We start from the raw sequence: 13663 nt of genomic DNA, 5'->3' as shown, positions 1-13663 counted from the left end.
CCTACCGCCTCAGGCTGTTGACCTCGCCACGCGCCGTTTCGCGCCGCGCGGCCTCCGCCACCTCATTGCTCACTACCGTCTGGCCGATCGGCGCCAGCGCGATACCGGCCAGCTTCAGGTGCTGGATCGCGAACGGAATCCCGATGATGGTCACGAAGCACGCGATGGCCGACATCACGTGGCCGATCGCGAGCCAGATGCCGGCAAAGACGAACCACAGCACATTGCCGACCATGCCGAGCGCACCGGTGCCGATGTCGTCGCGCTGGTTCAGCTCGCGCCGGCTGATCGCCTGCTTGCCGAACGGGAAGAACGTGAAGCTGCCGATCACGAAGCACGCCTTGCCCCACGGGATACCCACGATCGAGCAAAACGCCAGCAGCCCCGCCAGCCACCAGGCCAGGCCCATGAAGACACCGCCAAGGATGAACCAGAGGAAATTGCCGATCGCGCGCATGCGGGGATTCCGGGACGAGTAGAAGAGAGCACGATGATACGCGCCGGCAAAAGCGTACCCGTTTCTGCGCGCCTGCCGCAGGGCCTTCAGCGGTCCGGATTTCTGCCACAGATGACCGGCCTGGGACACTGGAAGATCGCCTCTCGCTGTCCTGCCGGAGCAAAAGCGTACCCGTTTCTGCGAACGTACCCGTTTCTGCGAACAGCCAAAGCGTACCCGTTTCTGCGTACGCGTCCGTGACAGCGCAGGCCGCGCCGCGGCGATAGAATGTGCGCTCCTTTTTCGCTTTTGGCCGCACGCTTTGAGCGCGGTTCGACTGCCCGAACGTGGTCCTGACCCCGCATATGGCCGGAGGGTCTCCGGAGGCGATCCAGGCGTCGGTCGATCAGTTCCTGGAGAACGCCCGCCGCCACTTTGCCGGCGAGTCGCTGCTGACGCCTGTCTGAGCGACGCGCACCCTCAAGCGGAGGGAAACGTCACGCGCACGCGCAACCCCGGGCCCGCGTCTTCCAGCGACACGCGCGCGCCATGCGACTGCGCGATCTCGGCCACGATGGCAAGTCCCAGCCCGCTGCCGCCGGTCGGCGCATCGGGCAGGCGGTAGAAGCGGTCGAACACGCGCCCCCGCTCCGCCGCGGGAATGCCCGGCCCGTTGTCGCTGACCACAAGCTGGACCGCGCGGCCCCCCGTCGCCTGCCTGACCTGGACGTCCACGCGGCTGCCGCGCGGGATGTAGGCGAGCGCGTTGTCGATCAGGTTGGTCAGCAGGATGCGCAGCGCATCGGCATCGCCGTGAACGCTTGCAACCGGCACGCTGTCAGCGTCGAGGCCGAGGTCGATTTCACGATCCAGCGCAGCCTGCGCCATGTCGGCCACCACGGTGGATGCCACCTCGTGGAGGTCCACCGGCTCCTGCGGCAACGTCACGGCTCCCGGCTCCTGGCGCGCGAGCGTCAGCAGCTGTGCCACCAGATGGGTCAGCCGCTCGAGCCCCTGGCGCAGGTTGCTGACTGCCTGGCGCCGCGCCTGCGGATCTTCGGCGCGCTCGACCAGTTGCGCCTGCAACTGCAGCGCCGTCAGCGGCGTGCGCAGCGCGTGCGCGGCATCGGCCACGAAGGCGCGCTGGGTATCGATCGCATGCGACAGCCGCCCCAGCAGCTGGTTGAGCGCGTCGCTGAGCGGCGCGATCTCGTCCGGCATCGGGCGCACAGCCAGCGGCGTGAGCGCGTTCGCATCGCGCGCACGGACTTCGGTGGCGATCTCGCGCAGCGGCCGCAGCCCACGGCCCACCGCCATCCACACCAGCCACGCCAGCAGCGGCAGCAGAAGCAGCAATGGCGCCACGGTGCGCAGCGCCATGCGCGCCGCGAGCGTGCGTCGCGCGCTCATCGGCTGCGCGATCTGAACGACTGCGGGGCCGAGCTGCATGCTGTACAGACGCCATTCGCCTTCGCCCGTGGTGACGTTGGAGAACCCAAGCTCAGCGCGCGCCGGCAGCGCCGGATGCGCGTGCGACAAGTACAGGCTGCGGCCGGAGCCGTCCCAGATATGGATGACCACGTCCTCGTCGGCATGGAGCAGGTCAGCACCTGGGCCGCCCTCCATCAGGAACGGCGGTGCCACCGGATCGGCGAACTGGCTAGGCAGCGCGGCCGCGACCTGCTTCATCTGGTAATCGAACAAGGCGTTGGCCTCTTGCCGCGCCTGGCCGTAGATCAGCACGGTCGCGATGGCGATGCCCGCCATCAGCCCGGCCGCAAGCCACCACAGCAGGGTTCGCTGGATCGAACGCATCAGTTGCCCGGTCCCTCTTCGAGCCGGGGCATGACATAGCCCACGCCGCGGATATTGCGGATCAGCGCGGCGCCGAACTTCTTGCGCAGCGCGTGGATGTAGACCTCGACCGTATTGCTGCCCACCTCGTCGTCCCAGCTGTACAGTCGTTCCTGCAACTGCGCGACCGACCAGACCTTGCCCGGGCGCGCCATCAGCGCCGACAGCAGCGAGAACTCACGCGCGGACAGGTGCACCGGTTCGCCATTGAGGGTGACCTCGCGCGTGGCCGGGTTCAGCGAAATGGCACCGTAGCTGAGGATCGGCTCGGCCCTTCCTTCGGCGCGGCGCGCGAGCGCGTGCATGCGCGCGGCCAGCTCCTGCAGGTCGAACGGCTTGACGAGGTAATCGTCGGCGCCCGCATTGAGTCCCGCCACACGATCGGCAATCGCGTCACGTGCGGTCAGGATCAGCACCGGCGTCGACACGCCGCGCGCGCGCAGGGCACGCAGCACGTCAAGCCCCGAGCGGCGCGGCAAGCCGAGGTCGAGCAGGATCAGGTCATAGCACGCGCCTTCGTCGGCACCGCCCGAGCCTCCCGTTGGCGTGCCCGCGGCAAGGCCCGCCTCGCCATCCTGCACCCAGTCCACCGCAAAGCCTTCCTGGCGCAACGCAAGCTTCACGCTGTCGCCGATCATGGCATCGTCTTCCACCAGCAGCACGCGCATGTCTTATCCGATATGTGGGCGGCCGTGACTGAGCGTATCGGCCAGCGCGCGCGCCAGGCCCGGCAGCGCGGGATAGCTCGCGGTAATCACGTAGACAGGCAGCTTGTCGAGATAGCCGCGCATGCGGCCCTTGGCGACGAAGCGCGCATTGAAGGCCGACGCCTGCAGCGCTGGCACGAAGCGCGGCAGGATGCCGCCACCGAGATACACGCCGCCAAGCGCGCCCATTACCAGCGCGATGTCCGCTGCGACAGATCCGAGCAGGCCAAAAAACACCGCCATGGTGCGCTCGCAGAGCGGATCGTGCCGTGCGAAGGCACCCGTCGTGACCTGCTCGGGCGTCAGCGGCACGTCCACGCGCGTACCCGTTTCTGCGGACAGCGCGGCATGGATCTGCGACAGCCCCATGCCTGACAACAACCGCTCCGCCGACACCCGCCCAAGGCTCGCGTGCGTGGCGCGCCAGGCGATCCACTCGTCGTCGGTCACGGGCATGAGTTCGATATGGCCGCCCTCCCCCGCCAGCGCCACGGCGCCACCGCCCGGCGCGGGCACCAGCCCCGACACGCCCAACCCGGTGCCAGGCCCGATCAGCGCACGCGGCGCAGTGGCCACGGCTTGGCCGGAGCGGATCTGCACGAGATCGTTCGCGCCAAGGTAAGGCAAGCCCAGCGCCAGCGACGTGAAATCGTTGATGGCCACGAGCGTCTGCAGCCCGAGCGCTTGCCGCGTGGCTTCGATCGAGAAGGCCCAGTCGTGGTTGGTCAGGCGAACGTGGTCGCCCGTGACCGGATTCGCGAGACCGATGGCAGCATGGCGCGGCAACTTGGCACCCGAGGCAGACAGCGCATCGCGGTAGTGGCGCATGGCCGCTTCCAGCGACGGATGGTCGGCCACCTTCAGCGCGGTCACGGCGCCGATCTGCATCGGCGCCGTTTCCAGTGCGAAGCGCACATTGGTCCCGCCCACGTCGGCCAGCAAACGCGGATAGGCGGTGTCATCGGGCACGGCGGAAGCAGCCATGGCGTTGCTCATGCACGGAAAAGGTCGAAGCCGCGGCGCTGGTTGGCCAGCACGATGCTGACCGGCAGCGCCGGCGTCGGGCCTTGCATTGCGCGGGCCAGCACCTCGGCCTTGACCTTGCCTGCGACAGCAAGGAAAGCACGCTCGGCAGCGAGGATCGCGGCAAGGTTCAGCGTCACGCGCACATGCGGCGCGCTCGACGGATGGGTAATGAGGTACCCGGGCTTCGGGTCGCTGAGTGCGGTCTGCAGTTCGGGCGCATCCGGGAACAGCGATGCGGTGTGCCCATCCTCGCCCATGCCGAGCACCACGACGTCGGGTTGCCGGAATGCCTTGTTGAGCCGCGCCACGGCGCTCGCCGGGTCCGCGACCTCAGCGGCATCCGCGATCAGCGGCACGAACGCCGCACTGGCCGCGGCTTCGCGCAGCAGGTGTGCGCGCACGAGCCCGCCATTGCTGTCGGGGTGGTCCGGCGGCACCACGCGCTCGTCGACCAGCGTGATGGTCACTGCGTCCCAGCGCACGGGGCGGTAGCGCAGGCGCTCGAACATCGGCACCGGCGAGCGGCTGCCGGACACCGCGAGCACGGCCCAGCCGTTGACGCGGATCGCCTGGTCCAGTGCATTGCCGATGGAAATGGCCAGCGCCTCGGCCTGGTCCATCGCGTTTGCATGCTCGAATTCGCGCATGGCGGTATCTCCAGTCAGGCTTCCTCGTGCCACAGCGAGTCGTCGCGCGACATCAGCGCCGACGACGCCGCCGGACCCCACGTGCCCGCGGTATACGGCTTGGGCGGCACGTTGCTTTCTTCCCATGTGTCGAGAATCGGCTCGACCCAGCGCCACGCCTGCACCTGCTCGTCACGCCGCACGAACAGGCCCAGCCTGCCGCGGATCACGTCGAGCAGCAGCCGTTCATAGGCGCCCGCGCGGCGCACCTTGAACGAGTTGGCGAAGTCCAGGTCGAGCGAGGTGGGCGTCAGTTCCAGCGTGTCGCCAGGCTGCTTGACCAGGAAGTACAAGCGGATGCTTTCCTCGGGCTGCAGCTGGATCACGAGCCGGTTCTGCGGCGACAGCGTCAGCGGCCGCGGAAAGATGGCATGCGGCACATCGCGGAAATGCACCACGATCTCGGCCACGCGCGACTGCATGCGCTTGCCCGTGCGCAGGTAGAACGGCACGCCTTCCCAGCGCCAGTTGGCGATCTCCGCCTTGATCGCGACAAAGGTCTCGGTCCGGCTGTCGGCGGCAATGCCTTTCTCGTCGAGGTAGCCCGGCACCGGCTTGCCCCCGATGGCGCCGGCGCGATACTGGCCGCGCACGGTCTTCTCGGCCACGGCCTGCGGCGTAATCGGCTTGAGCGCCTTGAGGATCTTGATCTTCTCGTCGCGGATCGCGTCTTCCGACAGGCTGCTCGGGGGCTCCATGGCCACCATGCACAGCAGCTGCAGCAGGTGGTTCTGCACCATGTCGCGCAAGGCGCCCGTGCGATCGTAGAAGTCCCCGCGCGTCTCGACGCCGAGTTCCTCGGCGATCGTGATCTGCACATCCTGCACCCACTCTCGCCGCCACAGCGGCTCGAACAGCGCGTTGCCGAAGCGGATTGCCATCAGGTTCTGCACCGACTCCTTGCCGAGGTAATGATCGATGCGGTAGATCTGGTCCTCGGCAAAGAATTTCGCGACTGCGGCGTTGATCGCTTCGGACGATTCGAGATCGTGCCCCAGCGGCTTTTCCAGCACGATCCGGACATTCGGCGTGTTCAGCCCGGTACGCGCCAGTTGCTCGCAGATCGGCACGAAAAGATGTGGCGCCGTTGCAAGGTAGCACACCACCACTTCGGGGCGGCGCGACAGCACCTTTTCGGCGAGTGCATCGAAGTGCGCGGGCACGCGTGCGTCGGCCTGCACGTAGCAGATGCGGGCCAGGAACGCGGCCCATGACTCGGGCGGCGCATGCGCCAGGCCCGGCCGTACGCCCTGCTCCAGCGACGCAATGTAGTCTTCCTGGCTCAGTGGCTGGCTGCCCGTCGCGAGAATGCGCGCACGCGGGTGCAGCAGCCCGGCATGGTGGGCTTCATAAAGCGACGGCAACAGCTTGCGCCGGGCCAGGTCGCCGGTGCCGCCGAACAGCACCATGTCGAAATCAGGCATGCTCACCGTGGGCTCCTAGGCATGAGGATGGCGGTCAGAACGCGCGCATGCGCGGCACCTGCCCGATGCGGCCGCATGCAATGAGTGTCCCGCAGCGGCCCATAAGTTCCGGCCAGTTTACGTGAGTCCCCGCCGCTTGGCGAGGCGAGCGGGCCACAAAGCGTACCCGTTTCTGCGTGCCCACTGGCTGCGTCGCTCCACCGTGCAGCGTGCCGCGAAGTGCGCTAGGCTGGAAGCAACCCCGCAGGAGAAACCTATGCCACGTCACCCAGTACTCGAACGGGTCACGGCCCGCATCGTCTCGCGCAGCGGCCCTTCGCGTCAGGCCTACCTTGACCGCACCCGCGCCATGGCGGGCCAGAAAGTCGAGCGCAGCCAGATTTCCTGTACCAACCTCGCGCACGCCATCGCCGCTATGCCGGACGAGGCGAAGATCCGGCTCAAGGCCGACGAGCGGCCCAACCTGGCGATCGTCTCGTCTTACAACGACATGCTGTCGGCGCACCAACCGCTGGCGGCCTTCCCGAAGTGGCTCAAGGAGGCCGCGCTGGAAGCCGGCGGCACGGCGCAGTTCGCCGGCGGCACGCCTGCCATGTGCGACGGCGTAACCCAGGGCCAGGACGGCATGGACCTGTCACTGTTCTCGCGCGATGTGATCGCATTGGCCACGGCGGTGGCACTGTCGCACCAGATGTTCGACGGCGCGCTGTATCTCGGCGTCTGCGACAAGATCGTGCCAGGGCTGGTGATGGGCGCGCTGTCGTTTGGCCACCTGCCGGCGGTGTTCGTGCCGGGCGGCCCCATGACCACCGGCATGAGCAATGACGAGAAGGCGCATGTGCGCCAGCTCTATGCCGAAGGCAAGATCGGCCGCAAGGAGCTGCTCGAGGCCGAGACACGTTCCTATCATAGCCCCGGCACGTGCACGTTCTACGGCACCGCCAACTCCAACCAGATGCTGATGGAAATGATGGGCCTGCATCTGCCGGGCACGGCCTTCATCAATCCCAACACGCCGCTGCGCGAAGCGCTGACACGCGAATCGGCCCGGCAGGCCTTGCGCCTCGTGCATGGCGGCGAACGGTATACGCCTGTGGCCGACGTGCTCGACGAGCGCGCCTTCGTCAACGGCATCGTGGGCCTGCTGGCCACGGGCGGTTCGACCAATCACACGCTGCACCTGATCGCCATGGCACGCGTGGCCGGCATCGTACTGACGTGGGACGATTTCGATGAACTGTCGGCCGCGGTGCCGCTGCTTGCGCGCGTCTACCCGAACGGCAAGGCCGACGTAAACCAGTTCCAGGCGGCCGGCGGCCTGTCGGTGGTGATTCGCGGTCTGCTCGAACTCGGCCTGCTGCATGACGATGTCAACACGGTGGTCGGCCGCGGGCTGGAGGCCTATACGCGCGAGCCCGTGCTGCGCGATGGCAAGCTCGAATGGACGGATGGGCCCAAGGCCTCGCTCGACGACACGATCGTGCGCGGCCCGGCGCAGCCGTTCGCGGCGGACGGTGGCATCAAGGTGCTCGACGGCAGGCTCGGGCGTGCGGTCATCAAGACTTCTGCAGTGAAGCCGGAACACCAGGTCGTGGAAGCGCCTGCGATCGTGTTCGAGCACCAGGACGACGTGATCGCGGCATTCAAGCGCGGCGAGCTCGAGCGCGATTTCGTCGCAGTGCTGCCGTGGCAAGGCCCGGCATCGTGCGGCATGCCGGAGTTGCACAAGCTCACGCCGACGCTGACGGTGTTGCAGGACCGAGGCTTCCTTGTCGCGCTTGTGACGGATGGACGCATGTCGGGCGCATCGGGCAAGGTGCCGGCGGCCATTCACGTCTGTCCGGAGGCGCTGAACGGTGGCGGTATTGGGCGCGTGCGTACCGGCGACATGGTGCGCGTGGATGCGCCGGCCGGTGTGCTGACCGTGCTGGTGGCAGATGCCGAGTGGGACGCGCGCGAATCCGCACGCCCCGACCTGCGGGCCAATCGCCATGGCGTCGGACGCGACCTGTTCGCGACCTTCCGCCGCAACGTCAGTGATGCCGAAGCGGGCGCCTGCACGCTGTTCGCCGACGAAGACGCGCGCGACTGACTCAGCGAACTAGCCCGCGCGCCGCAACGGATTGGCGCGCGGATCGGGCGTTGCGGTCGGCGGTGTGGTGACCGGCGTGGCGCCCGGGTCTGGCATGCGCACCTCCTGGATCGGTGATGCGAGCTTGCAGCCCGCGTCCTCGAGCACCTTCTTGATGCGCTCGTAGAACGCGTAGCGCACCGTCCAGTAGTCCTCGCTCGAAGTCCAGCAGCGCAGGTTCAGCGTGACGCCCTGCTCGGTGTAGTTGACGACCATCGCCTCGGGCTTCGGCTCCGGCAACAGGCGCGGCTCGGCGGACAGCATCATGTGCAGTGCGTCCAGGCCCTTGTGCATGTCACCGCCGAACGCCACCGTGGTCTCGATGTCGATGCGGCGCGACGCGTTCTCGCTGTAGTTCGTGATCGCGCTGCCCCACAGCTTGCCATTGGGCACGCGCAGGCAGACACCGTCAGCCGTGGTCAGCTCGGTCATGAACAGGCTGACCTCGCGGACCGTGCCAGCAACCCCTTGAGCATCGATGTACTGCCCGACGCGGAACGGCCGCAGCAGCACCAGCATGAGGCCGGCTGCAATGTTCTGCAGCGTTCCCTGCAGCGCCAGCCCGATCGCAAGCCCGGCCGCGCCGAGCATGGCGATGATGCTGGCCGTCTGCACCCCGAACTGGGACAGCACCAGCACGATGGTAAGCACGCGCACCATCCACTGGAACGTGTTGGCCAGCATCGGCCGCACGGTTTCATCCAGGTGCGTGCGGTCCAGCGCGCGCTGCGCCGATTCGGCCGCACACGCCGACAACCACCATCCCGCGATCAGGATCAGTACGGCGACCAGGCAGTTCATGCCTTGATGCACGGCCAGCTGCACCAGGTAGTTCCATGCGGTATCGAGCTTCACGGCGTCCATATTCCAGTTCATGAGAAGCGGCTCCAGGTGGGGGCGTACCCGTTTCTGCGCGCGTATGCCAGGCCGTTATGCGACACAAGGCGCAATGTGAAGCAACGGATCAGGCGCGTTGTCAGGCCAAAATGTCAGACATTCACCGACAAATGGCGCCATTAGGCGGGATTACGCTGTTTTTCAGAGGACAGCCGGAAAGGGAATTGGTTTCCGGCATCGACGGCCGGACGGCAAGCCGCGTCAGCGTACGCGGTCGGCACGCCACGCGCCAGGCGTGATGCCGAACGCTGAACGGAAGCGGTTATTGAAGTGGCTGGGCGAGGCAAACCCGGCGCGCATAGCGATCTCACGCAAGCACAGGCCCGGCTCGCCCAGCAGTCGCAGCGCGCGTTGCAGCCGCGCTCGCAAAATCCAAGCATGCGGCGGCATGCCGAAGCTCACGCGGAACATGCGCGCAAAGTGGTATTCCGACAAACCCGCCAGCGCTGCCAGTTCACCGAGCGTCGGATTCTGTTCGGGATGGGCTTCGATCCAGTCGCGCACCATGCGGCGCGCCGCTGCAGACAATCCGCCTCGCCAGTCGGTGCCTGCGCGATGGGCGGCATGGCTGAGCAGAAGATGCGTGACGGCATCATGCGCAAGCGCGTTGCCGGCCATGCGCGCATCGGGCGCCTGCCAGTCGAGCATGGCCAGGCGCTGGCCGAACGCGAACAGGTGCGGATCCTCGGCGAAGGTCAGGTCGCGCAATTGCAGCCCGCGCGGCTCGCGATCGAGCAGCCGCACGCAATGCCAGGCGACGTAGCCGGGATCGAAGTACAGATGCAGGAAGCGCTGGGTACCCCCGACATGCCAGCGCGACTCATGATCCGCGGGCAACAGGCACAGGCGGCCGGGAGCGCCGAGATTGCCGGGCTGATCGAGCCGGTACGTCGAATGGCCGCCCTCGAGGTAAACCGACAGCGTATGGTGGCCCGGTTGCGCGTAGGCGGTGTCGTCATGCCCGTTGCGCCACAGCGCGAGGCCAAGCCCATCGCCAAGCGCGGCGGCGCGTTCCAGCGAGGCACGGGAGCCCGTCAGCGCGTTGAACACCGCATGGTGTCGCAGCGGGTCATTCCCGGTGTGGAGGCTGGTGTCAGGAGCGGCCATACGTGTCTGAAGAGTGCCTGGCGACTATACCGCGATCGCCCGCCCGACGTTGCCGGACGACACCACACATGCACGCAGAAACGGGTACGCTCTGGGCCTCGGGGCCCCAGTCATCAGGCCGGATGGTCGTGCAGGCGGTCGCGGTGGGTCAGCGCCGGGAACAGGCGCATCCAGACCGCCACCACCAGCAGCGTGCCCACGCCGCCGAGGATCACCGCGCCGACCGGCCCCAGCAGTGCCGCCGTCACACCCGACTCGAACTCGCCGAGCTGGTTGGATGCACCGATAAAGACCGAGTTGACGGCGCCGACGCGTCCGCGCATGTCATCGGGCGTATCGAGCTGAACCAACGTCGAGCGCACCACCACGCTGATCATGTCCGATGCGCCAAGCACCACCAGCGCGGCCATCGACAGGGGCAGCCAGTGCGATACGCCGAACACCAGCGTGGCCGCGCCGAACAGTGCCACGGCACCGAACATCACCTTGCCCGCACGGCGGTTGAGCGGATGGTGGGCCAGCCACAGCGCGGTGACCAGCGCCCCGATCGCGGGCGCCGAGCGCAGCAGCCCAAGCCCCCACGGGCCGGTGTGGAGAATGTCGCGCGCATAGATCGGCAGCAGCGCCGTCGCGCCACCGAGCAGGACCGCGAACAGGTCCAGCGAGATCGCGCCAAGCAGCACCGGGCGGCTGCGGATATAGGCAAACCCGGCAAACAGCGTCTTCACGCTGACCGGCGCCGTTAGCCGCTGCACCGGCTGGCGCAGCGTCAGGCCGCTGACGAGGATCGCGGCGATCACGAACAGCGTGGCGCTCAGCGCGTACACCACGCCTGGCCCCGCAACATAAGCGAAGCCGCCGATGGCCGGGCCGATGATGATGGCCGCCTGCCCCGCGGAACTGGACAGCGCCACCGCGCGCGGCAACTGGCGCTGCGTTACCACGCTCGGCAGCAAAGCCTGCAGTGTGGGCGTTTCGAACGCCCGCGTCGCACCGATCAGCGCCACGAACACGAAGATGTGCTCGGGATTGATCCGCCCGGAGAGGCTGGACACCGCCATCGCGACAGCGATCAGCGCTTCCAGCGCCTGGCAGGTCCGTACGATGCGGCGACGGTCAAAGCGGTCCGCCATATGGCCCGACATCAGGATCAGCGCGACCGACGGCAGGAACTGCACGAGCCCCACCAGCCCGAGCATGAACGCATCACGCGTCAGGTCATACATCTGCCAGCCAACCGCCACGGTGAAGATCTGGTACCCGATGGTCGTGCACAGGCGCGCAAACCAGAAACGGCGGAATGAAGCATCACCGAAGACGCTGTCGGACGCTTCGGCAGTGGTGGCGGCGGGGGAAGACATGGGAGCAGTCGCGGCGGCGGGTGCCGGTCAGGGAGATGGATGGCGTGGCTTGCGGCTAGCTGCGGAGCGGCCAACTGCGGAGCGGCCAGCTGCGGAGCATCCGGCTGCACAGCGCGCCATTAGGGCAAAGAGCGTTATTCTACGGCGGCATGGTGGATCGCGTGCATACAGCTGCCGACATTCGCACACGGCGTGAAGAGAGGGGCTCTCTGACCCGCCGCGTTGCTATCCCAGGCGCCAATGCGCGCAAAACGGCACTTCCATGCAAAACGGCCCGCACTGCTGCGGGCCGTTTTGCATCCGGGATGCGCTCGGGTCAGACGATCTCGCGCGTTTCCAGGAACTGCACGTCCGGGAATTTTTCCTGGGTGAGGCGCAGGTTGACCATGCTGGGCGCCAGGTACACATGGTCGCCGGCGCCGTCGAGCGCCACGTTGTGGCCGGCCTTGGCAATGAGCTTTTCGATCTCGGCCGGCGCGCCCTTGAGCCAGCGCGCGGTCGCGCATTCGTGCGACTCGAAAATGGCATCGACGCCGTACTCGTGCTCGAGCCGGTGCGCCACCACGTCGAACTGCAGGATACCGACCGCGCCAAGCACGAGTTCGTTCGACGCGAGCGGGCGGAACATCTGCGTGGCGCCCTCTTCCGCGAGCTGCTGCAGGCCCTTCTGCAGTTGCTTGACCTTGAGCGGGTTGTTCAGTCGCGCGCGGCGGAAGAACTCGGGCGCGAACGACGGGATGCCCGTGAACTTCAGCGGCTCACCCTCGGTGAAGACATCGCCCAGCCGGATGGTGCCGTGGTTCGGCACGCCGATGATGTCGCCCGCGTAGGCCTCTTCCGTCGTGTTGCGGTCCTGCGCCATGAACGTGATGGCGTTGTTGATCGCCACGGTCTTGGCCTGCGACACGTGCAGCAGCTTCATGCCGCGCTCGAAGCGGCCCGAGCACACGCGCACGAAGGCAATGCGGTCGCGGTGGCGCGGATCCATATTGGCCTGGATCTTGAACACGAAACCCGTGAACTTGCCTTCCTGCGGCTCGACCACGCGCGACTCGGTATTGCGCGCGAGCGGCGGGGGCGACAGCTGGCACAGCGCGTCGAGCAGAGATTGCACACCGAAGTTGTTGATGGCGGAGCCGAAGTAGACCGGCGTCTGCTTGCCGGCCAGGAACGCTTCCTTGTCGAACGTGTGCGAGGCACCGCGCACCAGTTCGATCTCGAGGCGCAGCTCGTCGGCCTGGCTGCCAAGGATGCGGTCAAGCTCCGGGTTGTCGAGGCCATCGAGAATGGCCGCCGTACCCTTGTCACCGTGCGGATCGAACAGCTGCACCTTGTCGTCGATCAGGTGGTACACGCCCCGGAAGGCCTTGCCCATGCCGATCGGCCAGGTCATCGGCGCGCACTGAATCTGCAGCACGTCTTCGATTTCGTCGAGCAACTCGATCGGCGAACGGCCTTCGCGGTCGAGCTTGTTGATGAAGGTGAGGATCGGCGTAGCGCGCAGGCGGCAGACGTTGAGCAGCTTGATGGTCTGCGCTTCCACGCCATTGACCGAGTCGATCACCATCACGGCCGAGTCCACGGCAGTCAGCGTGCGGTAGGTATCTTCGGAGAAATCCTCGTGGCCCGGCGTGTCGAGCAGGTTGACGATGTTCTCCTCGGCCTTGCCGTCGGCAGCTTCGCGGCGGTACGGGAACTGCATCACCGACGAGGTCACCGAAATGCCGCGCTGCTTTTCCAGCTCCATCCAGTCCGACGTGGCATGGCGGTCAGCCTTGCGCGCGCGCACTTCGCCGGCCACCTGGATCGCGCCGCCGAACCACAGCAGCTTTTCGGTCAGAGTGGTCTTGCCCGCGTCGGGGTGGGAGATGATGGCAAAGGTGCGTCGACGCGCAATTTCGGATACGAGCGAGCTCACGGCAGCGGATAGGGATCGGGTAGATTGCAGGGCCCGGCATGCGGGAGCCGACCGGGCAACGACGAGGACCGCAGGGTGGCGGTCGAGCCGGCACTGCGGGCACGCACGAAAGGGAA

General features: G+C 67.2%; 11 protein-coding genes and 1 pseudogene. 2 read left to right on the top strand and 10 right to left on the bottom strand.

The window, feature by feature from the left end; all coding sequences use genetic code 11:
- Position 1: 1 nt before the first annotated feature.
- Positions 2-457, bottom strand: coding sequence for a YccF domain-containing protein (locus K2O51_RS07110; protein ID WP_011301433.1), 456 nt, complete (start codon positions 455-457; stop codon positions 2-4).
- Between the two features lie 311 nt (positions 458-768).
- Here K2O51_RS07110 and K2O51_RS07105 point away from each other — a divergent pair.
- Positions 769-903: pseudogene (locus tag K2O51_RS07105) on the top strand (2-hydroxyacid dehydrogenase); the annotation flags it as partial.
- Between the two features lie 13 nt (positions 904-916).
- Here the strand turns inward: K2O51_RS07105 and K2O51_RS07100 are convergent.
- From K2O51_RS07100 to zwf, 5 genes are read right to left on the bottom strand one after another with little or no spacing between them, the layout of a single operon-like run.
- Entirely contained in the window at positions 917-2251 is a 1335-nt protein-coding gene (locus K2O51_RS07100) for a sensor histidine kinase (RefSeq protein WP_011301434.1), read from the bottom strand.
- Positions 2251-2958: a response regulator gene (locus K2O51_RS07095; protein ID WP_011301435.1), complete on the bottom strand. Its 708-nt coding sequence runs from the start codon at positions 2956-2958 to the stop codon at positions 2251-2253. Before K2O51_RS07095 ends, K2O51_RS07100 begins: the two co-directional genes overlap by 1 nt.
- Before the next feature lie 3 nt (positions 2959-2961).
- The gene (locus K2O51_RS07090; RefSeq protein ID WP_011301436.1) at positions 2962-3993 is read right to left on the bottom strand and encodes a glucokinase; all 1032 of its coding nucleotides are present in this window, start codon (positions 3991-3993) and stop codon (positions 2962-2964) included.
- Complete coding sequence (gene pgl / locus K2O51_RS07085) at positions 3990-4670, bottom strand: 6-phosphogluconolactonase (RefSeq protein ID WP_011301437.1); 681 nt, start codon at positions 4668-4670, stop codon at positions 3990-3992. Before pgl ends, K2O51_RS07090 begins: the two co-directional genes overlap by 4 nt.
- 14 nt (positions 4671-4684) lie before the next feature.
- A complete protein-coding gene (zwf, locus tag K2O51_RS07080; protein ID WP_011301438.1) occupies positions 4685-6133 on the bottom strand; it encodes a glucose-6-phosphate dehydrogenase in 1449 nt (482 codons plus the stop codon).
- A gap of 256 nt (positions 6134-6389) precedes the next feature.
- On the opposite strand from zwf, the gene edd reads away from it, so the two are divergent.
- A complete protein-coding gene (edd, locus tag K2O51_RS07075; RefSeq protein ID WP_220629988.1) occupies positions 6390-8225 on the top strand; it encodes a phosphogluconate dehydratase in 1836 nt (611 codons plus the stop codon).
- A gap of 9 nt (positions 8226-8234) precedes the next feature.
- On the opposite strand, the gene K2O51_RS07070 is transcribed toward edd, so the two are convergent.
- From K2O51_RS07070 to K2O51_RS07055, 4 genes are all read right to left on the bottom strand, one after another.
- Entirely contained in the window at positions 8235-9140 is a 906-nt protein-coding gene (locus tag K2O51_RS07070) for a mechanosensitive ion channel family protein (protein ID WP_011301440.1), read from the bottom strand.
- Positions 9141-9362: 222 nt separating this feature from the next.
- On the bottom strand, positions 9363-10268 hold the full coding sequence (locus K2O51_RS07065; RefSeq protein WP_011301441.1) for a helix-turn-helix transcriptional regulator: 906 nt from the start codon (positions 10266-10268) through the stop codon (positions 9363-9365).
- A gap of 113 nt (positions 10269-10381) precedes the next feature.
- Positions 10382-11629, bottom strand: a complete 1248-nt coding sequence (locus K2O51_RS07060; RefSeq protein WP_140949797.1) for an MFS transporter — start codon at positions 11627-11629, stop codon at positions 10382-10384.
- 316 nt (positions 11630-11945) lie between these two features.
- Positions 11946-13547, bottom strand: coding sequence for a peptide chain release factor 3 (locus K2O51_RS07055; RefSeq protein WP_011301443.1), 1602 nt, complete (start codon positions 13545-13547; stop codon positions 11946-11948).
- Positions 13548-13663: the final 116 nt, after the last annotated feature.

It is taken from the genome of Cupriavidus pinatubonensis, from assembly GCF_019602855.1.
Classification (GTDB): domain Bacteria; phylum Pseudomonadota; class Gammaproteobacteria; order Burkholderiales; family Burkholderiaceae; genus Cupriavidus; species Cupriavidus pinatubonensis.
Note: the sequence above shows the minus strand (reverse complement) of the source record. Positions and strands in the feature narration are given on the sequence as shown.